General features: G+C 49.8%; 16 protein-coding genes and 1 tRNA gene. 3 read left to right on the forward strand and 14 right to left on the reverse strand.

The window, feature by feature from the left end:
* Positions 1 to 2,757, reverse strand: a 2,757-nt coding sequence (locus AC506A_RS18220) for a beta strand repeat-containing protein (RefSeq protein ID WP_495462441.1), incomplete at its 3' end; no start/stop codon positions are given.
* A gap of 187 nt (positions 2,758 to 2,944) precedes the next feature.
* Positions 2,945 to 7,390, reverse strand: coding sequence for a helix-turn-helix transcriptional regulator (locus tag AC506A_RS18225; protein WP_495462442.1), 4,446 nt, complete (start codon positions 7,388 to 7,390; stop codon positions 2,945 to 2,947).
* 195 nt (positions 7,391 to 7,585) lie between these two features.
* On the opposite strand from AC506A_RS18225, the gene AC506A_RS18230 reads away from it, so the two are divergent.
* A complete protein-coding gene (locus tag AC506A_RS18230) occupies positions 7,586 to 8,773 on the forward strand; it encodes a chitobiase/beta-hexosaminidase C-terminal domain-containing protein (RefSeq protein ID WP_495462443.1) in 1,188 nt (395 codons plus the stop codon).
* Positions 8,686 to 9,273, forward strand: a complete 588-nt coding sequence (locus AC506A_RS18235; protein WP_495462444.1) for an S-layer homology domain-containing protein — start codon at positions 8,686 to 8,688, stop codon at positions 9,271 to 9,273. The genes AC506A_RS18230 and AC506A_RS18235 overlap by 88 nt, the downstream gene beginning before the upstream one ends.
* A gap of 294 nt (positions 9,274 to 9,567) precedes the next feature.
* Here the strand turns inward: AC506A_RS18235 and AC506A_RS18240 are convergent.
* The 4 genes from AC506A_RS18240 to nrdR all read right to left on the reverse strand — a co-directional run bounded on the left by AC506A_RS18240 (position 9,568) and on the right by nrdR (position 12,353).
* Positions 9,568 to 9,640: transfer RNA gene (locus tag AC506A_RS18240), tRNA-Ala, on the reverse strand.
* Positions 9,641 to 9,750: 110 nt separating this feature from the next.
* Positions 9,751 to 10,764 (reverse strand): glycoside hydrolase family 130 protein, encoded by a 1,014-nt coding sequence (locus AC506A_RS18245; protein WP_495462445.1) that lies wholly within the window; start codon positions 10,762 to 10,764, stop codon positions 9,751 to 9,753.
* Between the two features lie 296 nt (positions 10,765 to 11,060).
* The gene (locus AC506A_RS18250; protein WP_495462446.1) at positions 11,061 to 11,723 is read right to left on the reverse strand and encodes a GOLPH3/VPS74 family protein; all 663 of its coding nucleotides are present in this window, start codon (positions 11,721 to 11,723) and stop codon (positions 11,061 to 11,063) included.
* Positions 11,724 to 11,888: 165 nt separating this feature from the next.
* The gene (gene nrdR / locus AC506A_RS18255; protein WP_494816782.1) at positions 11,889 to 12,353 is read right to left on the reverse strand and encodes a transcriptional regulator NrdR; all 465 of its coding nucleotides are present in this window, start codon (positions 12,351 to 12,353) and stop codon (positions 11,889 to 11,891) included.
* 135 nt (positions 12,354 to 12,488) lie between these two features.
* Here nrdR and AC506A_RS18260 point away from each other — a divergent pair, with 135 nt between their 5' ends.
* On the forward strand, positions 12,489 to 12,698 hold the full coding sequence (locus tag AC506A_RS18260; protein ID WP_091214233.1) for an alpha/beta-type small acid-soluble spore protein: 210 nt from the start codon (positions 12,489 to 12,491) through the stop codon (positions 12,696 to 12,698).
* 62 nt (positions 12,699 to 12,760) lie between these two features.
* On the opposite strand, the gene AC506A_RS18265 is transcribed toward AC506A_RS18260, so the two are convergent.
* The 8 genes from AC506A_RS18265 to AC506A_RS18300 form a co-directional block, all read right to left on the reverse strand.
* Positions 12,761 to 13,339 (reverse strand): lytic transglycosylase domain-containing protein, encoded by a 579-nt coding sequence (locus tag AC506A_RS18265; protein WP_495462447.1) that lies wholly within the window; start codon positions 13,337 to 13,339, stop codon positions 12,761 to 12,763.
* Complete coding sequence (gene coaE / locus AC506A_RS18270; RefSeq protein WP_495462824.1) at positions 13,336 to 13,935, reverse strand: dephospho-CoA kinase; 600 nt, start codon at positions 13,933 to 13,935, stop codon at positions 13,336 to 13,338. The genes AC506A_RS18265 and coaE overlap by 4 nt, the downstream gene beginning before the upstream one ends.
* 28 nt (positions 13,936 to 13,963) lie before the next feature.
* On the reverse strand, positions 13,964 to 14,680 hold the full coding sequence (locus AC506A_RS18275) for an MntP/YtaF family protein (RefSeq protein ID WP_495462448.1): 717 nt from the start codon (positions 14,678 to 14,680) through the stop codon (positions 13,964 to 13,966).
* A 97-nt stretch (positions 14,681 to 14,777) separates the two neighbouring features.
* On the reverse strand, positions 14,778 to 15,650 hold the full coding sequence (gene mutM / locus AC506A_RS18280) for a DNA-formamidopyrimidine glycosylase (RefSeq protein WP_495462449.1): 873 nt from the start codon (positions 15,648 to 15,650) through the stop codon (positions 14,778 to 14,780).
* Between the two features lie 200 nt (positions 15,651 to 15,850).
* Positions 15,851 to 17,986, reverse strand: coding sequence for an ADP-ribosylglycohydrolase family protein (locus AC506A_RS18285; protein WP_495462450.1), 2,136 nt, complete (start codon positions 17,984 to 17,986; stop codon positions 15,851 to 15,853).
* 160 nt (positions 17,987 to 18,146) lie between these two features.
* Positions 18,147 to 20,804 (reverse strand): DNA polymerase I, encoded by a 2,658-nt coding sequence (polA, locus tag AC506A_RS18290; protein ID WP_495462451.1) that lies wholly within the window; start codon positions 20,802 to 20,804, stop codon positions 18,147 to 18,149.
* A 721-nt stretch (positions 20,805 to 21,525) separates the two neighbouring features.
* Positions 21,526 to 22,698 (reverse strand): EAL domain-containing protein, encoded by a 1,173-nt coding sequence (locus AC506A_RS18295; RefSeq protein ID WP_495462452.1) that lies wholly within the window; start codon positions 22,696 to 22,698, stop codon positions 21,526 to 21,528.
* Positions 22,695 to 24,188, reverse strand: coding sequence for a GGDEF domain-containing protein (locus AC506A_RS18300; protein WP_495462453.1), 1,494 nt, complete (start codon positions 24,186 to 24,188; stop codon positions 22,695 to 22,697). Before AC506A_RS18300 ends, AC506A_RS18295 begins: the two co-directional genes overlap by 4 nt.
* Between the last annotated feature and the right edge of the window lie 59 nt (positions 24,189 to 24,247).

The following is a 24,247-nucleotide window of genomic DNA, read 5'->3' on the forward strand; positions in this document are numbered from 1 at the left end:
GTTCGCTGCTACCGTTACCGTTGCGGTATAGCTTTCTGTTGTGCTGTCTGCTGCTGTAACGGTGTACGTTACTGCGTTAGTGAAATCTTGCACGGTCGTTCCGCTCGTTTGAACATTGCTTCCTACCTTCACACTAGCACCCGTTGTTGTAAACGTAGGGACAAGCGCGGTTACATCCGTTCCGTACGGTACGGTCAATGCGATGGTTTTGTTCGTTTCGTCAACCGTTCCATTTACTGTTGGGGTCAATCCTGCGAAATCAAATGCAGTAATGGCCTTCGCTGTGCTAATCCACTTCGCATACAGCGTCGTATCAGCTGTTATCGTGAATGTCGCTGCTGCCGTATCGCTTCCGTCCGCTAACGTGCTCCATCCCGTGAAGGTGTAACCCGTCTTGACTAAATCTACTGTACCGTCATACACGTTAGCTGTTTCTCCTTTCGAGTAGTAAGTACTGTCAAACGGCGCTGTCCCTCCGGTGTTTTCATTACCATCATAGTTCACATAGCTCTGAAAAACTCTCAAATAGGGAAATCCGTCATGACGTAATGAATGTATCCCCCATGTGTCCGAAAAGTCCCAACTTAGATCAGAAGGAGTGCTGCCGTAGAAGCAATTGTTGGTTGATCCATAATTTAGACCAGCCAAGCCATCTACATAATAATCTCCTGTTACAGTTCCTGTCGCGTAGCTGTTGCTAATTGATCCCATACTAATATAACCAACCAAGCCACCTACATAATAACCTCCTGTTACAGTTCCTATAGCGTAGCTGTTGGTGATTGTTCCAGTATTCTTTCCAGCCAAGCCGCCCATATATAAACTCCCAGTCACACTTCCTGTAGCGTAGCTGTTGTTGATTGTTCTATCATTACTTCCAACCAAGCCACCTACACTTTCATTTCCACTTACACTTCCTGTAGCGTAGCTGTTGCTGATTGTTCCATTATTACTTCCAACCAAGCCGCCTACATAATCATAACCTGTAATATTTACATTTTTCAGCCTCATACCAGTAATTGAACTTCCTGTATCTATGCTACCAAATAACCCCACGAGATTCTCTTCAGACCTATGAATCTGTAGCCCTGTAATTGTGTGACCATCGCCGTCTATGTTTCCCTTGAATCGTGAACCATCAGTACCAATCGGTTCCCAGCCATCGTTGTCCTTGTAGGGACTGACGTTCAAATCAAAATCTGCTGTCAGCTTGAAATACTTGCCAGCTTCTAAATGATCCCTGATCTCATTAAGCTGATCAGCGGATGTAATCAGATAAGGATTCGCAGATGTACCTGCTCCTGTTCCTGTATACAACTTGTCCACGAACTGTCTTACTACCGCATCTTCATAACCGGTTGCCGTTACCGTGATCGTATGATTGCCTTTTGCCAGCACTCCGGCAGATATCGTGATCAGCCCGCCTGTGGCTTCGACAGTGTAATCCGTACCGAGATTCAACGTGTTCGCTCCGTCCTTCATCGCTAAGATCGCTCCGCGCCATGTAGCATTATCAGTGAAGGTAATCTCAATGGGATTCACGGTCCAGTTATTCGTCTCGTCCGCTGTTAAATCAGGCGAGGCAAGCCCTCTGATATTCGTTGCATCAACCGATACTATTTTTACGTTTGTTCCAATACGGACGGAGATCGTATTTCCCACACTTACAGCAATTTCGATAGAAGTACCCGTGATCGAAGAATAAGCACCACCGTTAAGCGAATATTCCATATCACTCGAAACACCGTTCAATTTCGTTGTTCCTAGGTTGGTTCCTTTTGCCAATGTAAAAGCCCATAATTGAGGGTATTGACCTGAAAGTATGTACCAATCTGAGCTGAAATTCCAATTACTAAATGTAGCTTGGTCTTTCATGTCTAAAGTTGTTACGCCAATGCCTTGTCCTGCATCTCCCAAAGGTTGTTCTGTTGTATCACTATCGTAGTAGCTATTGATGACTACTCCATTATTAAGGGCAAGCAAGCCACCTATTGTACCAATATCACTAGTCACACTTCCCGTGGCGTAGCTATTACTAATTGTTCCATTATTACTACCAGCCAACCCGCCAACAAAACGGTCACTACCATTCACACTTCCCGTGGCGTAGCTGTTGCTAATTGTACCATTATTTTCACCTACCAAGCCTCCGACAAGTTGACTACTACCATCCACACTCCCCATGGCGTAGCTGTTGCTAATTGTTGCTCCATTACCATTAATACCAACCAACCCGCCTACACCGAAACCACCACTCAAATCTCCACTTATGTGGCTGTTGCTGATTGATCCCCCATTCTCACCAACCAAGCCGCCTACGCGATTCATGTAACTCTGTATAATAATACCTTCAAGAATGATATTACTAATCGAACTAGTCGAACTAGTCGAACCGAATAGTCCTATATACTCAGAATTATTATTATTAATCGTTAGCCCCGTGATAATATAACCATTGCCGTCCATATTCCCTTGAAATCCTGTTATCGGTTCCCAGCCCGCACCGTCTTTGTAAGGACTGACATTCAAATCAATATCTGCTGTAAGCTTGAAATAAATGCCCGTGCCTAAGTAATTCCTCACATTATCGAGTTCAGCAGCAGTTGCAATCTGATAAGGATCAGCTTGTATACCCTGTCCTCCTGCGAAACCCGCCGCATACGCTTTGCCTCCCCCAGGCACAAGCAATCCGAACATTCCACCCATCACCATCGCCATCACTAGCATGATGGATATTCCTTTTTTCAACCTGCGCATGCCAATTCCTCCTAATTTAACCAAATCTAACTCACCAAATAAGCATAAATATAGCTCCTGCACACAAAAAAAGAGTCTTACGAAAGTTATAAAACCGCAGAAAAAGTCGAAAAAGCACCCACCCCGAGCTTCTTAAAGCTCCGGTTGAGTGCTTAGCTGTACATCTATTCGAGGAAAAGATCGTCATCTATGGCGCTATTAATTGCAGATCTCTTGCATGCGCAATCGCCTGCCCGCGCCGCTTAACTCCGAGTTTTCCATATATGCGGAACAAGTGGCTTTTGACCGTTCCTTCCGTTAATTTGAAATGATCAGCGATTTCCTTATTGGATAAACCTTCCGACAGCGCATGCAAAATCTCCATTTCACGATTGGTCAGTGGATCAATAAGCGTCTGAGCGGCTTTTGTGGATATAGCCTCAAAATCATGCTCCGAATCGTTTGTTTCGTTCACGAGAGCACGTGAATCCGTAAGCGACTTCATGTAAACCATGCGGGCCATCATCATATCCAGCACTTCCAGCCGCTCGTTTGTAAAAACGCTGGAAATAAGGTTATTCTCCAAAAATATGACGGATGGCAGCAATTGCCCCGGAAAAAGCACAGGCATACAAAGAATGGATAACGAATGGCTGCGGCGGATGTAAGGATCAGAGGCATAAGCGCTACGGGAGGCATCGGCAAGCACGATCGGTTCACCTGTTCTGACGACATAGCGAACGATAGTTGCTGCATATGAAACTTCTTCCAATGTATCGAACGCGCCGCCCGCTTCCGCTACTATGGCAAATTTGTCTTCCTGACAGCTCAATATGCACCCCTTCACGGCACCTGTATAACGGAGCGCCGCTTCGAGAAAACGAAGCATGAGCTCTCGGCTATCTGCTGCATCTGACCAGTCGGCAATTTGACGTATAACCTTTTCATCCCCTCTAAAGATCACCCTTTCGCGTATGGCTTCCTCCTGATCCTTGTCTGAAACAAACCCGTTACTCGCCTTCATCTCTGATCGTTCCGATGCTATCGCAACTTCCGCTTCTCCAACTCTAGCCAAGTCATTTTGCTGCACTGAAGCGGATGCAGGCAGCTCGGGGTATGCCCCTCTCAGCTTTCTCGCTTTGGCAGCAGCTCCCCATCGCCAATATGCGGCGTAGGCATCCGCCATTAGGACGCCTGCCCCGGTTATACTGCCTGCTTCTCTATAGAACATCGAAGCCCGCTCACAGGCGATCGCTTCCATCAACCCGTTCTCTTCTCTTCGCGCTGCCGCAATCGCGTCATCGTGTCCTTTTGCGGCAGCTATCCGATCTCCTTCGATCCACCGCAATTCAGCTGTGATGAGCAGGTAAGCGGAAGACTCTGATCCCAAATAGCCGGACCATTGCTTCATGGAACTCAGTTGCTTCATCAGCGTGGCACGAATGCCTTTACGCTCTTCCTGTGGTGCTTCCGCATAAAGGGCAGCTAGGGACAGCGACTCGTAAACATGCTGCTTGCGGGATTGAAGCGGGATTTTCTTGGTCTCGAATGAGTTGTAGCTGGAAATATTCACCCATTCAAGCGCTTTTCGGTAACGTTCTGCCAAATAATCCGTTTCCATTTTGCAGGTGCAGTAATGGAACACCTGATTTTTTCGGGACAAGTAAACCTGCTCCTCTTGCACCGGAAGACCGATCTCATCAAGAGCACCGGATTCACCCTGCATTTCCGCCATGTACATACGCGCAATACGAAATTGCATGAGCGTTTCTTTATCCAGCACTTGTCCGAATTTGTCTTCATAATCAGTCAAGAATGCAGACAAAGCATATATGTCGCCGGAATGGTTGAGAATGTGCAGCTCCATTGCATAGCCAACGAACGCACGATCGTTAGCTTCCAACCCATAACCTATCGATTTTTTAAAATAACTCACCGCCTCTTGCGGACTGCGATATTGAGCACCGAGACCCATGAGCAATTGAAGACGCCCCCTAATGAGAAAGCTTTCAAAGCCAATCGAAAGGCCATAAGCGATTTTCATTAATCGTGAACCGGTTGCGGAGCGTGGAGATGTAAAGGTAAGCATAATGCCGTATGAGCCAAGCATAAAGGTAAACGCTTCGTTGTTTCCTTGCTTCAGGCCATATCGGACAAACCTGCATCTCAACACAGCATTCAAGTCAGGATTTGTTACAAATACGGAAACCGACATCGCCATGAACAGATTCGACACTGCGCTATAGACGGGATCACGATTAATCGGCAAACCCGACAGTTCGTGACGCTTCCTATATAAGGCGAATTGTGTCAGGGCCAGATCTTTTAACAAATCAGCTTTAGAAGGTTTCACAGGTATTTCCCAGCCGAATTCTGCTAACGCCTGAAGCCCAATATTTACGGCTATCTCTTCTTTTCTTAAATAAGCATTCATTGCGATCCGAATCAGGTGAATGCGCGAACGTTCCACCAAGTCCTTGGTACGGGCCATCAACTGATCGAGCAGCTCTTCCGCACGATCTATGCGGCCGCACATATACTCGCATTCGGGCAGCTCTAGAAGTAAACGATAGGATAGCGAACCTGTTCCCTCCTCATTTTCCCCTATAAGGGTTAAACCCTTTTCCAAAAAATACACCGCAGCCGTAAATGCCGTAGAAGCTTTGGACTTCAACCCCGCCTGAAGATTATAGGCAGCCAGCTCTCTTTGCTCAGTCTCATCCACCATTTCAGCGGAACCGAGATTCAAGTGATACACGATATCAAAGATCGATTCGTCTTTCTGGTCGATTTCGCGGCCTTGCATCACGCGCCCGATCCGTAGATGCAAGGCTGCTTTATCCGATTCGGGGATGGTTCGATAAGCCACCTGCTGCACGCGATCATGCAAAAAAGTATAAAAACGATCTTCTGCATCTGCTTCCGATTCATCCGTGTCATCCTCGCGCAATATCAAACCTTCTTTCTCGGCTGGGAGCACAAAATTGCGCGCGTCAGACAAGGACAGTTCGCTTACTTGCGCAATCATTGCTAAGCGGAAGCGGTACCCAATGGCTCCTGCTGCGCCGAGCAGCGCGACGGTTTGATGCGGAAGCATACGAAGTCTGGAACCAATTAAATGAAGAATGTCAGGAACTTCAGGCATTTGATTAACCGCATCAGCATCCCAAACCCAGACAGATTGTTCCTCGTCATAATAAAGCTTTTTCTCACGAAACAGGCCGTCCAGAAAACGATGCAAATAAAGCGGATTGCCGCCTGTTCTTTGATATAGAGGCTCTGCTAGCAACCGAACGCGATCCGTATTCTCGTTAAGTACGCAAGAAGTGAATCTCTTAACGTCGGTGTAGGACAAAGGGTTGAGCGTTATATGTCGCACCCGCAGCAGCGCTTCTTCCTTAGTCAAGGAAAGCGCATGTTCAATCCATAAAGCTGCCGCAGCATGATCCTCTCCATGTTCAGTCAAGCACAGCGCCGTTTCCTCTCGGAAACCACCTACAACTAATAATCCATGTAAAGTCTGGTCATGTACGAACGCCCTAAGGACATCTATTGTAGCCGGATCGGCCCATTGAAGATCGTCAAGAAATATAACGAGCGGATGTTCTTTGCTGCAAAAATTCTTAATAAACAAAGGAAACAATCGGCGAAAACGAATAGCAGCTTCAGCAGGAGGCAGCTGTTCCACGGAAGGAAAGTCACCAAGCAGCGCTGCTGCTTCCGGTAGAAGCTCTGTAATTACACCTGCTCCTTGACCTAAATCCTCTGCTAATTGAGCCTTCAATTTCGCAACTCTTTCAGTGGGTTCACTCCAAATTTGCCGAAGCAATTTGCGAAGCGCTTGAAGGAGCGGTGAGAACGGAATATCCCGATTCATCAGATCGCATTTGCCCGCAATGAACTGTCCGCCCACATTGATAACCGGCATTTGAAGCTCGCGGATAAGCGCCGTTTTACCAACGCCCGCCCTACCCGTAACGATCACGAACGCTGTTTCGCCAGCACGAACCTGTTCGAAAGCCGCTTGCAGTTCTTCTTCTTCCTTCTCACGGCCGAAGAGAGTCCCCGGAAGTTTGAACCGACTTCTCTCATCTATGCAAGCAATCTCAAACTCGGTAATGATCCCCGTATCTTCCAGCAAGAACCGGCATTGTTTTAAATCCGCCAGCAGCCCGTATGCATGTTGATAACGCTCCTCAGGTGTTTTTGCTAAGAGCTTCATGATGATGCGGCTCAAGGAAACCGAAATCTCTGGATGCAGCTCGCTTAGCGGCTTTGGCACAATGGCAAGATGCGCATGCACCCAATCTTCCTCACTCTGCGCCTGAAACGGCAAATGTCCTGCAAGCATCTCGTAATACATGACGCCCAGCGCATACAAATTGCTGCGCTCGTCAGGCGTACGATTGATCCTGCCTGTTTGTTCAGGCGATAAATAGGCGAAATCCAGTGTACCGTTCTCTTCAAGAACCGCTGCATCCAGTTCCGACTGCATGCGAATGCAAGCCGGACTCAAATGACCAACCACCCCGTCTCGCTTATGTGCCGCAAGAACCACTTCTGCCAATGCGATTGATATATATATGAAGGATGACACTTCCATGCTCGTCCCATCTAGTAATTCCTTGAGTAGCGTATCCTCACTTAATGTCATGTTGTCCAAGCCTCCATATGAAACTATCATGCGTCCTAAATATTTATTCCTATTATAACTTCAGTGTTTCTCCATGTACAAAGATTTCCACGACTGTATTCGGCTGTCATTGCATTCGTATAGGTCATTGAAAACAGAGCAAATAATCGCCTTGCCCCTTTGTACAATGGCACGCCGATCAGTGTAACAAACGCGATGATGATCAAAGCGATCGCGGTTAAAGCAGGAATGATCGACAGTGCGATCATGGCTGAAAGCTTCACGATCATGGGGCAAGCGTCAGCACCCGTGGCGAATCCGCCAGGCGGAGCGGTAGCGTCTGGCACAGGAGTGACATTATCGACGACGACTGTCGGAGTGGCTGTCTATTATACGACAGATAGCGGCACGCCGACGATCGACAGCACGTTATACAGCGGCACGCCGATTCACGTAACGAGTGCGATGACGATTAAGGCAATCGCAGTAAAAGCAGGTATGACCAACAGTGCGGTCATGGCTGAAAGTTATACGATCCAAGCGGCGAGTGAAGATTCGCCTAATACAGCGGGAACTGCTCCGAGCACCCCAGAGCAGCATGTAGACAAAGGGGTTCAAGTGCTCGTTAACGGCAAAGCAGAAAATGCGGGTACCGCAACAACGGAGACTGTGAACGGACAATCGGTAACAACGATTGTATTAGATCCGGAGAAGCTGGAAAATAAACTTGCGGCTGAAGGTGATCATGCTGTCATTACGATACCGGTGAATACGCAATCCGATGTAGTCATCGGCGAGTTGGAAGGTCAAATGGTCAATAACATGGAGCAGAAGCAGGCTGTTGTCGAAATCAAAACCGAACAAGCGTCTTATAAACTACCAGCGCAGCAAATAAACATTCATGCGATAACGGAGCAGTTTGGAGCAAGCGTAGAGTTTCAAGATATTAAAATAAGAATTGAAATCGCAAACCCTACTGCCGACACGGTGAAGTTTATGGAAAGCTCGGTTGAAAACGGCAAGTTCGAAATTGTTGTGCCGCCGTTGAATTTCACTGTCACGGCTGTCTATAGGGACAAGACGATTGAAGTTTCCAAGTTCGATGCATACGTGGAAAGAACGATTGCGATTCCAGATGGCGTGGATCTTAACAAGATTACAACGGGCGTTGTCATTGACCCTGATGGAACTGTACGCCATGTACCAACGAAAATTGTTGTCATCGACGGCAAGTACTATGCGCAAGTAAACAGCTTAACGAACAGTACTTACTCTATCGTATGGCATCCGCTTACGTTCCAAGACGTTGAGCAGCATTGGGCGAAGGATGCGGTGAACGATATGGGCTCCAGAATGGTCATCGAAGGAACAGGAGGGGGCTGTTTAATCCGAATGAAGCGATGACGCGCGCAGAGTTTGCAGCAGTGATCGTAAGAGGCTTGGGGCTAAAGCTGGCACATGGTGCGAACTCATTTGCTGATATGAAGTCAGCAGATTGGTACAGCAGTGTGGTTCAAACCGCCGCCGCCCACAAATTGATCAACGGGTTCGAGGATGGCACGTTCCGTCCATTGGATACCATTACGCGCGAGCAGGCCATAACCATTATCGCGAAGGCGATGAAAGTGACAGGATTGCAAGCCCAGCTGAAAACCAAAGAAGCTGCTCAGCTGCTGAGTCCGTTTACGGACGCGAGCAGTGTGTCGGAATGGGCGAAGCTCGGTTTAGCCGACTGCTTGCAAGCCGGGATCGTATACGGTGGCAACGATGCGCAGCTTAAGCCGGGAGCTTCTATCACAAGAGCGGAAGTAGCTGCCATTATACAGAGACTTCTTAAGAAGTCTGATCTGATTTATCATCAAAAAGGTTACTCTAGCCGGTTCACTGTATGCACCAGCGGGTAACCTTTTTTACAATGGCTGTTCATTTTGAAGCTATTGCATGCATCCGATTTCATCTGCTTGTGTAAAACACCGAGAAAACCGTTGTTATGCGATAAACTTATGTTGGAGCCTAGGGGGTTGTCCGAATCCTGATTTAAATGGCTGACGAAGCTTAATCGACGAGGACTTTTAGCGGTAGATTCAGACGCCGTGCTCCTCCACTCTGTTCCGTCCGCGCGGGCGAACCCTGAGGGGTTCTCACCCCGTGATCCATACAAAAAACCACGATCCCGAAGGAACGTGGTTTCTATTGTATGGAGCCTAGGGGGATCGAACCCCTGACCTCTTGCATGCCATGCAAGCGCTCTCCCAGCTGAGCTAAGGCCCCGTATAAAAAGTTGAAGACAAAGCAGATTATATCACGCTTTCATCCTCGAGAACAAGCCCTTTCACAAAAGAAATAGAAGCTCCGACTCATCGAAGCTTCTTCCCTCCACTCTACTTCTTGCTTTCAGCCAGAATATAGTCTACCAGCTCATCCAACGGAACCGTCGCCAGACCAATCGCGGTATCTGTGCAGCCATAATAGATATAGAGCAAGCCATCTTTCACCACGTTTGCTGTCGGGAAAACAACATTCGGGATGAACAGACCGAATTTCTCGTAATACTCTTCCGGCTCCATAATAAAGCCCGGTGCGCGAGCGACCACTTTCTCCGGATGCTCCAGATCAAGCAGCATTGCGCCAACACGGTAGATATGGTCTGGCCCTACGCCATGATAGAGCGTCAGCCAGCCTTTATCGGTCTTAATCGGCGGTGTGGAACCTCCGATTTTCTTATATTCCCATTCCTGTTCCACGGTCGCAATCAGAATCGGATCCTCCCAATGGATCATATCCTCGGAATAGGAGATCCACATCGCCGGCTTCTCTGTGCCGTATTCTTCGCCGATGTACTCTTCCGGACGACGAAGTAAAGCATATTTTCCGCCGATTTTCTCCGGGAACAGAATATTATCGCGATCATTGATTTCAAGCGGCGTTGTATCGCATAGGAACTCCCAGTTGATCAGGTCCTTCGATGTTGCAATGGACGAACGAGTCAGCCAATCCTCCGGTTTGCCCCAGCCGTTCGGATACTCAGGCTTAGAGTTGTTCGGGAGGCCTACGCCTGTAGGATAATAGCTCATCGAGCATGGACGAAGCGCATAGTTCATATAGTACGTGTCGTCAAATTTCACGACGCGTGGATCTTGTATGCTGCCATACGGGAAGCCGAACTGCTCCGGGTGAATAACCGGCGTATCCTGCACGTGACGGAAGTTGATGCCGTCATCACTTTCGAGTAAACCCAAGAAACATTGAAACGGATCCAGACTGCCAGCTGTCCGCTCAATCATATAAAATTTATCGCCTTCGATAATAACAGCCGGGTTAAATACCGTCGCTTGGCGCCAGTCGTACAGACCGGGCGTGACGATAGGGTTTGCCTCGCAGCGCGTAATCTTCATCCTGGATCAACCTCTTTCTTGATGAGCTGAATGCGAATACTTCTTCTACCATTCGCAAATGTCACCCCACTATATCACGCCGAACATACCGTGTGAACCGGTTTCGGGCAAGTTCAAACCAAAACAAACCCTATTCAAACATTTTTCCCCCTATTCCATATCCAATCGCTTCTGACTACCGTTCAATCGAAAACCAGCTATAAAAAAGACACTGCAGCAACTTCCCCCGCAGTGTCTCATGTATCACAATCGTATTCGATAAATTTTTCCGTATCGTTATCTTCCATTCCGCTCCCTCAAATCGAAGCTTCGATCTCTTGCAACGCCCTTCGAATCATTCGGATGTGATTCCATTCTTCGCTCTGCGTTTCATGCAGCTCTGTCAGCCTTCTCTTCAGCTCAGTATGCTCATAACGCGAGAAATAATGCTTCAGCTGCTTCGAAATCTCGAGCAACATGGCCAGCGCTGCCGTTTCCCTAGAAACAGGACCATCTTCGAGCAGCTCTGCGCGAAGGTGCTGAATCATGCGATCTTTATGTTCGGTTATGGTGATATATCGCCGATAGGGGAAAATATAAAGGAATTTCTTCTTGTTTATCGCGAGGTCCCCCTCGTCAAACAACGAATTTGTCAGCGAACCGAACATAGCTTGCCGCGGTCTGACACGTGAGTAGAAATAAATAATCCAGCCCTTTAATTTCTTCGGCTTACGGGCGTTTCGGATTAGTTCCACCAGCGAGGTTGAGCTATGATCCAGGAGGCCGTTTACACCGTTGTCCACCACATGCAGATACCCTTTAGCATCCACCAGCAGCCGATCATCCATAATCAGTTCCATAATGGCAGCGCCAATCACGTAAATCTCCATATAGCTTCGACCTAATCCGTAAATACCTCGTGCAGGGAGATCAGCAGCTACGATAGCAAATTGCTCTGCAAGTCCAAACTCGCGGTTCAATTAAATCCCTCCCTCCGTACAGGCGACTTCTTCCTTACATAGAAAATAGCACATTCTCCCTTCACCGTACATCCTAATCATCCACGCTGAATGAAACAATAAACCAAAAAAGCCTGCAAACCACGAAGATCGCGGTGCAGGCTTCTAACGCTCGTCCAATCCAACTTAGCTGAGCGGATGTTTGTTCAGCAAGCTGTTCAATTCCTTCATAAACATGTCAATATCCTTGAACTGGCGGTACACCGACGCGAATCGAACATAAGCCACTTCATCAACCGGATACAGCTGTGACATAACGAGCTCACCGATTTCACGGCTCTCCACCTCAGCTTGTGCCGTTGTGCGAAGTTCCTTCTCTGCCTCGGATACGATAATTTCCAGTTGATCCACGGATACGGGACGTTTCTCGCAGGCCCTTATAAGACCGCGTAAAATTTTGTCGCGGCTGAATTCTTCCCGACTGCCGTCTTTCTTAATCACGATCAAAGGCGTTTCTTCCACCATCTCGAAGGTCGTGAACCGCCGCGTGCATTTCTCGCATTCACGGCGACGGCGTATCGATTTATTTTCGTTAGCGGGTCTGGAATCGAGCACTTTCGTCCCAGCATAATCGCAATACGGACATTTCATCGTCTTTATTCCTCCGTCTACATGCATAGTGAATACGAAATAGCACGCTATTTATCGTTTCCCAATCGTTACCTGTAATGAAAAATGATCTAACGCACATAATACTGTTACCAACCGCAAGGAGGTGAACGACAAATGGCCAACAACGGTAGCAGTCAACTCGTTGTACCACAAGCAGGTGCTGCATTAGACCAAATGAAATATGAGGTCGCACAAGAGCTGGGTATCTCCCTTCCACAAGATGGATACTACGGTAACATCACAACGAAGGATGCCGGTTCCATCGGGGGTAGCATTACCCGTAAACTAGTGCAAATCGCCGAACAATCTCTTGCAGGTCGATAATCGAAGATTGTAATCTCCAAGCTTTGGCCGGTTGCCTGTGGGCGGCCGGCCAAAGTTATTTTTTAGCTTTCCATTAAATCCGGATAAAGGTTCTTGTACTTATTATAATAATAAATGACCCGCTGTATATAGTGTCTTGTTTCCCCGAAAGGCACCTGATCCACCGTCTCCAGCTTTCCATCCCAAGTTCCGTCAGCTAGCCAGCGGCTCACATTGCCGGGTCCCGCATTGTAGGCGGCGATCACCGTATACATATTGCCATCGAACTGTTGGTTTAATGCATTCAAATACCAAGCACCGATTTCAATACTCACATCCGCTCGATTAGAAATCGCTTCGGTCGATATCTTCCCAAAGCCGCCCTTCTGAATAATCCAGTTTGCTGTGTCCGGCATCAGCTGCATAACGCCTATAGCGCCTTTACGCGATACAACCCCAGTCTTATAATTGGTTTCGACTCTTATGATAGCTGCCACCAGATGTGGTTCGAGCTTATAATTATTCGCGCTGATTACGATATCCTCGCGGAAGTGGACCGGATACATCCAGTGGCTCATCCACTCCGAACGAACAAACAGCAGCACGACAAAAGCTAACGTAATAATAAGTATGACTCTTCTTCGAAGTTTTCTCATCGTCATAGCTGCAATCCCTGCCCACGCCAAAACTGCTCGACCTGCTGCGCCGTTTCGGCAATCGTTCCACTGTTGTCAATGACGATATCCGCCAGGCGCCGTTTCTCTTCGATATCCATTTGCAGTGCCGTGCGCTCCTCAGCTTGCTCTCTCGTCAGCGAATTACGCTGCATCAGCCGTTCGATCTGAGTCTCCTTCGGTACATAAACGACCATCACAGCCTCATACAAGGCTGCTTGTCCCGTTTCATATAATAAAGGAATATCCGCTACGATCAGTTGGTTCGGATCTTCCGCCGCATAGGCGTTGATTCGCTCCCACATTCGTTCTCGAATCGCAGGATGCAGAATCCCTTCGAGCTTCGTCAACCGTTCGCGATTGCCGAATACTAGCTTGCCCACCTCAGCTCGATTCATCGTGCCGTCTTCGTTCAAGACAGCTTGTCCGAATTCATCAGCGATTGCTGCCAGCGCTGGCTCGCCGGGGAGTACGACCTCCCGGGCGACCTGGTCGGCATCGATCAGCTTGGCGCCATGCGACACAAGCATGGCGCTGACAGTGCTCTTCCCACAAGCGATGCCGCCGGTTAATCCCAGTATCAATACGTTCACCTCAAATTCTGTCCTTCACCTACATTAAACGCATAACGCCCATTACAATCAGCATAATTCCAGGCAGCACGGACAAAGCGCGCATGCCGCGCCATGCTGCGAACCGGAAACCAAGCCGCATTCCCGCAAGCAGGAATATCCCGCTTGCACCGGAAATGACAACCGCAGTCAACAGTGGATTAAAACCAACCATCGCCGCGCCAAGTCCCGCTCCGAAGCTGTCGAGCGACAGGGCAAAACCAAGCAGTACAGCCTCTGATGCGGAAATAATACCGGATCTGTCCACATCGGCCATTTGCGGCGTCCGCAAGATTTGAATCACAATGCCCAATCGTTTCAATTCCAGAATAACGATCGTGGATGCCGCCATACGAATGTTGCCCGCTGCCATCACAGCACCGGCCTCTTCGTATCCGCCACCTTCGGCGGAAGCTTCCTCCGTATCCACCGAGTCCCCTTCCGTTTTGCGTTTCCAATACTGGATAAGCGCCCAAACGCCTATCAGCATCAGCAGAACTGCACCGATCCATTTCGCTACGTCCGGCGACATATAACCCGTAAGCAGTGAGCCAATTTGCATGGACAGCCATACGACCAATCCCGAACAAAAGGCGATAATAACAATCGACGGCACCGGAATTCGGATACGCCGAAGTCCATACGTAACGCCAACGCCGAATCCATCCAAGCTAACGGCAAAAGCAAGCAGCAGCAATGATGCAGCATGAATGAGCAACTTGATGTCCCTCCCATGATGACGAAAGCGCAGGTTCTGTGCACTCGCCTAGAAAACATGAATGGTACATCATATGCACGCTGCCCGCAGTCGTTCCTTATTTAGAGGTTGGCTTGGCTGCCTCACTGCCGCCCCGCTTCTTCGGGAATGGCTGGCATTTGAGGCAAATATGTGTGCCCCGGCCGCCAACGACGGTCTTATCTATGCTTGCACCGCATTTGCGGCAAGGCTCGTTCTTACGGCCATAGATGAGCAGCTCATGCTGGAACATACCCATTTCGCCTTGGCCATTTACATAAGATTTAATCGACGATCCACCCGCATCTACTGCGCGCGAGAGTGTTGCACGAATCGCTTCATGAAGCTTCGTCCATTCAGCCGGTTTAATGGAATCCGCTGTCCGCTCGGGGTGAATGCCAGCCGTGAAGAGCGCCTCGTCCACATAAATATTGCCGAGTCCAACGATATATTCCTGGTTCAACAGGAGCGGCTTGATCTTCGTCGTACGATGGGCGACTTCCTTCTTGAAAGCCTGCAATGTAAATCCTTCTTCAAGCGGCTCGATTCCCAGCTTGTTCAGAGGTGGAAGGACTAGGTCCTCACCCGGTGCAAACAGATGCATCGTGCCGAATTGCCGTACGTCTTTATAGCGCAGCTCCGTACCATCTTCGAAATGAAAACGAACATGCGTGTGAAGCTCCACCGGTTCATCCGCTTCATAGACGCCATAACGGCCTTCCATGCGAAGATGCGAGACTAGCACAAGGCCATCTAGCAGAATGCGCAGAAACTTACCTCGGCGCTCCACGGACTCAATGGTATGACCCGCAAGCGCAGCAGCGAATATCTCCGGCTCATGCGGTCGTTGTATAATACGCGGAAGCGACACGGTTACCCGCTCGATCCGTTTTCCCCTAATTAACTCGTTCAGCGTCCGCCGAACGGTTTCAACCTCCGGTAGCTCCGGCATTTCATGATTCCCTCCCAAGCCATGGTTCAGACCTCATTATACCTCAGCAAGGCCAAATCTCCTAGCCGCCTTCACGACTTGTAAGCCTTCCACCTATGGAACCTCCCATTCGCACAAAAAGAAGCCTTCCACGCTGATTATTACAGCGAATAGAAGGCCTCCATAGGTTAGTTTGAGCGCAGCTTTTGTAAGCTCATCTTCTACAAACCACGTACTGAAAACTGCTTATAATGGGTATGACTGCCGTGTAGATTTGAGAGTCCGACTTGACCGGTTAAGTAGGGCTGATCCTTATCCTCAAATTGCAGCACTTGCTGTCCGCCGATTGAGATGCTGAAGCGGTTCTCTCTCGCTTCGACCTTGATCGTATAATCTTGGCCATGAACCCACTCATAGTCTACAGCTGCGAGTTCGATGTATCCATTCGCATTCTTATAGAGCTTTAACCGGTTCCCTGTCGCAAGTCCGACAGCATAGGAACGGATGCCGCCTTGTACCCGGAACTGCATATTATGATGGCTGCCGGCTTGAGGCGTAATCACGGCTTCATATTCGTAATCCCGCCACTTCAAATCACCGGTATAACATTCCGCCGGCTCGCCGCTATAGCTTCCGGACAGCTCCCCGTTCTCCAGTGCCCACAAGCCGCGCAAGTAGGTGAACTGGCTTACTTCCTGATGCAAGCCATGCCACCGCTCCGTCCGCTCATGCTTGAAATCAACCGAGTAGTTCGGCACACCGGAGAAATCCATATGATCGACATAAGCAATCAAATGGTCATGCCATCCTTCAAGCGGAATAAGCTCAATTCCCGCTTCCTCCAAGCAGACATTCGCCATAAATGGCAGCTCATACGTAAGCGGCGTCCATTCCCCTTTCGTCAAGAGGACAGACTCACCATAGTAACGAACGTTGGCATTGCCGTCTTTCACATAAAGCCTTGCATGGATTGGAGCTCCAATATACGCAGGCACCATTAGGCTGGCTGTGATTGTTTGGCCCGGATAGATAAGCGGCGAGAAGCTCGGATCATACCGACTGTCATTAAAATGATGCGGGCGATAATACGTCTGATAATAGGTTCGATAACCATAGCCGCCCATCGACCTGTCAAACACGACTTTCAGCGACCGTGAGCCGCTCGCTGCTGCCTCGTCCGAGTTTTGGACGAAGCTCGTGACATGCACGCCGCTGTCATCCCAATCCGTTCGGAATGCATGCGTGGACCCCGGCAGCTCAAAATGAAACTGAGGTGCTTCGCCGCTTAGAATCGCTGCCCATCGTGCCGGCACTTCACTGCCTGCGATTCGGTAACCAAAGCTTGCGATATAAGTAGCACACCAAGGGATATTCAGCATATTTAATGTACCGATCACACTCGAGCAGCATAGGAAATCGTTGATCGGCTGACGCCACGAAGCATCGATCCCCTCAAGGCCGTTCATCACACCCATAATAGTGCCTACATTAGCAACGTTGCAGTCGGTGTCCCAGCCGCACATATTGCAAATATTGATAGCACGGGAGAAGTCGCCTCCACCGTAAAGCAAAGAAAGGATAATAACAGAGGCATTCGGGATGATATGGCATTCGCCCGGATAGAGATGGTAGCCGTAACGCTCTTCTACGAAACGGAATGCATCCCGCCATTGTTCCGGTTGCTCTGCGTGGTAGTCCATCACTGCTCTGGTCATCAAGGCATATTCACAGTTAGCCGGGATCACCGAAAGGCCTGCTCCCAATATCTCGTGAATATCCTTATGGACGAAAGCCGCCGCTATGCAAGCCGCAATAAACATACCGCCGTATTTGCCGTTTCCATCATGGGAAACGCTTGCAATTTTCTCCGCGTACTCGGCTGCTAGCACCGGATTGCCCGGTGCAATCAACCCCCATGTATCGATGAAAATCTGCCCGCCAATTTGCTCCGCCACTGCTGCGCCGTTCTGTGCGATGGAGCCAGAACGTGGGGCCATAATCCCATTTTTCAAATTCTGATAGGCCGTATGCTCCGTCGATTTCCCGTAGCCGCCCCACCAATAGAACCCATGACCGTCCGGCGCATAGTTGAGCCAGGTCAGCCCCATTTGTTCCGCCGTTATGTCGCTTGTATGCGTGTAATCCTCTAGTGCTCGAAGGAAGAACATGGGCCCATTCGTATCATCATCTGCGGCGAAGTTTTTGAACGAATGCAAATAACCGGTTATCTCGCCGAACGTACGCGCTATTCGATCATACGTCCATTGCTCGATATTACCTCCATGCCGCACACCGATGACTTTACCGAGCCAGCCGGCATAAACGCGTTCCACATAGTCGTTAGGAATTGTAGTCATTTTGTCCTCCTCGTCTACTCTTGCCTACTCTCTAGCTTACCTCATCGAAGGAATGGCGAAAATAGCCAATTCTAAAAAAGAAAAGCCCCAGAACGCCCCGCTGCAATATGCAGAGAACGTACTGAAGCTCCTCGATTTTCATATCATTTACATGCATATCTTACTTGGCTTCATACCAGTTATCGCCAAAGCTGACGTCTGCTTTGAGCGGTACATCCAGCTTGAGCGCACCTTCCATCACCTGCGGTACGAGTGTCTTCATCAGCTCCAGCTCCTCGGCCGGCACTTCGAAGACGAGCTCATCGTGTACCTGCAGCAGCATGCGGCTGCGGAGACCGCGATCACGCAGTTCCTTGTCCATGTTGACCATCGCCAGCTTGATGATATCTGCTGCCGTACCTTGAATTGGCGTGTTCATTGCTGTCCGTTCGGCGAACGAACGAAGGTTGAAATTCGACGCTTTAATATCAGTCAAGTAGCGTCTGCGCTCGAGCAGCGTCGTTACAAAGCCATCCGCACGGGCTTGGGCAACGATATTGTCCATGTAAGCCCGTACCCCTTGGAACACTTCAAAATATTGCTCGATAAACTTCGCCGCATCCTTGCGCGCGATGTTGAGGTTGTTCGACAGACCGAAATCGCTGATCCCGTACACGATTCCGAAGTTAACCGCTTTTGCTTGACGACGCATATTCGCATCGACTTGATCTGCTGTAACGCCGAAGACGTCCATCGCGGTTTTCGTATGAATATCGGTATCCTCGATAAAGGCAGTCTTCATCTTCTCGTCACCGGAAATATGCGCCAGAACGCGCAGCTCGATCTGTGAATAGTCGGCTGCGAGAATGGTCCAGCCCGGCTCTGACGGCACGAACGCTTTGCGAATGCGGCGCCCTTCCTCGAGCCGAATCGGAATGTTCTGCAGGTTCGGGAATTGGCTCGACAGCCGTCCGGTAGCAGCGATCGTCTGACGGTAGAACGTATGAACCTTACCCGTATCGCGGCGAATTTCCTTCAGCAGACCTTCTACATAAGTGGACTGCAGTTTCGCCAGCTGGCGGTAGAGTAGGATGAGCTTCACAATTTCGTGATAGGGCTCAAGTTTCTCCAGCACTTCCGCATCCGTCGAATAGCCTGTCTTCGTTTTCTTCCATGCAGGAAGGCCCAGCTTCTCGAAGAGAACCTCTCCAAGCTGTTTCGGAGAGTTAATGTTGAACTCCATGCCGGCATGCATATAGATGTCGCTCATATATTGCGAGATATTCTTCTCCAGCTCTGCGCCAAGATCCTCAAGCACCGAGGCGTTCACCTTAATGCCTTGCTTCTCCATCCCGGCGAGAACAACCGCTAACGGCTGCTCCAGCTCATAGCAAAGCTTGCTCATATGACCGGTCTCCAGCTCTTCGGTCAGCATCGGTACGAGCCTGCGGACAGCATCCGCTTTAGCAGCCAAATGGCCTGCCAGTACATCCGAAGCCGGCACTTGGAACTTCGCGCCTTTGCCATATACGGATTCATCCGTTTGAATGGCTGCAAGACCGTGACGCTGAATGAGCGCAGCTAACGTTTGGCTTGATTCCGTCGGGTCTAGAAGATACGCTGCAAGCAGCGCGTCGAAGGTCGTTCCACATAGCTCTATACCAAGCCAAGACAGGACAAGCTCGGCTTTGTGCAGATCGTAGCCCCTCTTCGGCGCTTGCTCATCCTCAAGCCACTTGCGCACAGGAGCAGAAATCTTCGCATCCATCAGTTCGTCGTAAGTGACGACAACGACGCGTTCTCCGTTCGTCACGGCTAGTCCAATGAACCTCGCTTGATGCGGATTCTCGCCAATCGCTTCAATATAGAAGCTTTCGGAGGTTGCAAGCAGCTCGGTCAGCACACTTGCTGTCAGCTCGCTGGCAGTCACAACCTCATAGGTCGCTTCCGCGAACTCAGCCGCGGAGGCTCCGCCCGCTTCAGGAAGCTGCAGCCGCTCGATCAACGACTTAAACTCCAGCTTGCGGAACATATCGCCGAGCGCGACTTCATCATAACCGTTATACACCAGCTCGTCCGCTTTATTCTCAAGCGGCACCTCGCGGTAGATCGTAGCGAGCTTCTTGCTCATGATGGCACTTTCCTGATGCTCTTCAACCTTATCCTTCATCTTGCCTTTAATTTCGCTCGTATTGGCAAGTACGCCTTCCACGCTGCCGAACTCGTGCAGCAGCTTCAGCGCTGTTTTCTCCCCGACACCCGGAATACCCGGAATGTTATCGGATGTATCGCCCATCAGACCTTTAAGGTCGATAATTTGCAATGGTGTTAAGCCGTATCGCTCTTGGATGCCGATTGGATTGTAACGCTCCACATCCGTGACCCCTTTACGCGTGAGCGCAATGGTGACATGGTCTGAAGCCAGCTGCAGCATATCCTTGTCTCCGGACACGACGACGGTTTCAATCCCGCCCTCATCCGCTAATCGGCTGAGTGTCCCGATAATGTCATCGGCTTCATAACCCGGCAGCTCATATTGCGCAATCCCGAATGAGCGCAGCAGCTCCTTTAGCACAGGAAATTGCTCTGACAGCTCAGAAGGTGTTTTCTCCCGACCGCCTTTATATTCCGCATAACCTTCATGACGGAACGTAACCTTGCCCGCATCGAATGCAACAAGGATATGCGTCGGTTTCTCTTCCTCCAGCAGCTTCAGCAGCATGGTTGTAAAACCGTACACCGCATTCGTATGCAGCCCCGACGAATTCGTAAGCGGCGGCATCGCGAAGAATGCTCTATAAATGATACTGTTCCCATCAATCAATACCCATTTATCCATCCGACAAGCACACCTCACCTTATTATTCCTAGTGCTTATCATAGCATAAAGCGAACACACTTTCCCAGGCAGAATGCTGCGTTGAAACTAAGTTTCAAAGCAGCGTTCTGCCGTGGAACAGAATGATGAGTTGAAGCCAAGCTTCATTCATGATTCTGCCCTGGAACAGAATGATGTGCTCGAAACGGAGTTCCGAATCATCTTTCTGCTTTGGCACAGATTGGCGATATGAAGCGAAGCTACAAATCATCATTCTGCCTTGGCACGATTCAGCCTATTCACACCACTAATATAAAAGGCGGCACAGTGTCCCCCTGTGCCGCCAGCTACCATTTTCGAATCTCTACTCCGCTTTTTGTCATTCGTATTCAACTTGCTGCACTCCGCTTTCATTCATCCACTCTCTACAACACGAGTGCCTCGCAAAATCTAACGAACCGTACAGGTCTTATATGGCCGAATCTCTCGGCTCCTAGAATCTAACGAACCGTACAGGCCTTATTTGGGGTAAATTGGCACCAAAACACCTAAAAACCTTCAAATAAGGCCTCTATGGTTCGTTAGAATTTGTTGAGGGCCATCTGGGGGCGAATAAGCCCTCTACGGTTCGTTAGAGCATTTCGCGCCAGTAAACCGCCGGTACACGCCGCAGTTCGCACGTTCGCGAACCCCCACCTATCCTGCAACTTTTACGCGATTGTCCCCCATTCACTTCAAGTTGTTAAGCAATAGAAGGCTGCGGTCTGCCAAGCAAGAACCCTTGCGCGTAGTGGACGCCGATGGACTTGATATAGTGAAGCTCGCTCTCTTCCTCGATTCCTTCCGCCACAAGCGAGATGCCCATTTTGGCAGCCAGCTCCGTGAACGTTTGGACCAGATGGGCCTTCATGCCATCCTCATGGATGCCATGAATGAGTGAACGATCGATTTTGATATAATCCGGCTCCAACTCTACAATGGACTGCAGCGACGAATAACCCGCCCCCGCATCGTCGATGGCGATTTGATAGCCTTGATGGCGGTAATGCTGCAGAATCTTCTTCGCCGCACCGAAATCCTCAATGGAGCTGCGCTCCGTAATTTCGAACACAACATGATGAGGAGACAACCCGTACTTCTCAAGCAGCAGCATAGTCCGTCCGGTCGTGAAGGAAGGGTCATTCATAATTTTAGCGGTGATGTTGATAAACAGCTTCTGCCCCGCCGACAAACCTGCGCTTCCTTCGATTGCACGCTCCCGAGCCAGCCGGTCAAGCGAATAGGTCAGTCCCTCCTCCGAGGCAAAATCAAACAGCTGCAGCGGTCCGTCAAACCAGCGTTTATCCGGCAAACGAGAAAGCGCCTCATACCCGTACGCCGCTTCCGTCCCACACTGCAGCGAAATAATCGGCTGATAGACGGGATGAATGAGCCGCTCCATAAGGATGTGCTCCAGCGCTCTGCGCTTCAAGCTGCGCTCCGTCGCGCCGGTAGGCTGTCCGTGGATAATCGCGCGTTTAATGCCATCGTACAGCCGCTCTTCCTCCGAAACGATGCTGCCATTCAAGAAGGAAACGCCTGCATGCAGCTTTAGCTCCGGAACCGCTCCACCGAATTCGGCGGCCATAAAGCGCTCCTCCCAGTCCAGCTTCAGTCTGCTGCCTAAGGTCAGCAGTTCCTCTTCCGGAGAATGGAACAGGGTTGGCGGAAGGGAAAGACACACAAATAGATCATCGCGCAGCCACAGCTTCGACAGTCCGGTAACACTGACCGAATCTTGCTCCGTCATGACCTGTTCGGCGAAACGACGCCACTTGGCATCTAGCTTCACCTTTACGTCTTCTTGCTCGATCGCTTTGCCTTGCCATGCGAAATAGATAATGCCCATCTGATTGGTTTCTCTAGTTACTGTCACGTCATTCCCTCTCCCAGCTGCTCTCCGAATACATCGCTGGCAACATAGGCACTGCCGCGAATTCCTTTCGCCTGCTTCTTTACCCGCGCTGCCGCTTGTGAAATGATTGCTGTTGTTACCGGATTGGCCCCATTCCAGCTTAGCAGCGACAGCGATAAAGTGACGCCTTCTTGCTGCACCGCCACCCCGCTCCGGTCAACGACGCTTGGTCGTTCAGTTGTCCCATAATAGGCTTTAACACCGCTATCGAACCTTGCAAGCAGCAGACGGCACAGCTTATCCGATTCTGCTCGATCAGTCAGCATGATGAAATCATCCCCGCCGATATGACCGATAAAATCATCCCGTTTCCCGCCAACCTGTGCAACTTCCTGCAGAACGGAGGCGAGAAACCGAATCAGCGCATCCCCTTGGCTGAAACCGAAGCAATCATTAAACCATTTGAAATAATCCAAATCCGCATAAATAATCGTAAACGGCTTGCCCCCATCGATCCGCCGCTGCATCTCGCGCTGTATAGACGCATTGCCCGGCAGTCCCGTCAGCGGGTTCGCCGTCCGCGCTTCCTCTGTTCGCAGCTGCGTCATGCACTCTAGAATCGAACGGACCGATGCAGCGCCAATAAACTTGTCGCCGCGCGTGATAAGAACGATATGATAGAGCCTGGAGATATCCCTCGCCATCGCCAGTTGTACAACCTGCTCCACAGGCAGATCTGCATCGACGACAAGCGCTTCCTTATCCATAATCCTGGAAATCGCCCGATTCCAATAGAGCGGAAGGCCAAACTGCCCTGCCAGCAGCTGATTCATATTTTCTTTCATCACAAGCCCGATCGGCCTGCTCTCTTGAACAACCACCGCACCTTGAATATGCGGATTTGACTCGAACATGCGAGAAAGATCGGATACGAGCGAGCCCGGGGCAAACATAGGCACCGTCTTGGCCAGAGATCCGATCGTCACGTACGATGGGACGCTGCTGAAGTATGTTTCCTGTTGGTCCTGACTCAAATGCTGTTCATCCCGCTCCCCCACTCTGAAACGGATCACCATCTCATAAGCTTCCTTGATCGCTTCATACACACTCGCTTCCATGGATCGGCCATTTGCCGGCATCGGATAGGAAACCGCATGTCCAACTGCAAAATACGCATGCCCCTCCCGTTCGTCCATGTTGACGATCCGGTTTGCCTCAATGGCCTTGCTTAGATTCACGTTCAACGTATCGATTCCGAGTCTTATCCGTGACTCCAGTTCCTTAGCCGCCGCAAAGCCGCAGGCTAGAAAATAGAACCGGTCATCCCCCATCGTGCTGTGCCAAACGAGCCCATCTTGTTCCTTCACCCATTCATTCAATACCTCGTCAACCACAGCAGGTGTACCCTGTAGCAGTTGTAAGGCAATCACGCCAATGCCGCCCTGATGCCAGCCTTCCTTTAAACGATGCAGCATTGTCTTGTCTAATAATCCGTAGCTGATTTCGTTCATATGAATCCCTCTTAGGCGTGAGTCTTTTTGACTATCCCTTATGTTTCATTGTAGGAAGA

This window comes from Paenibacillus sp. N22P23 (genome assembly GCF_059383735.1).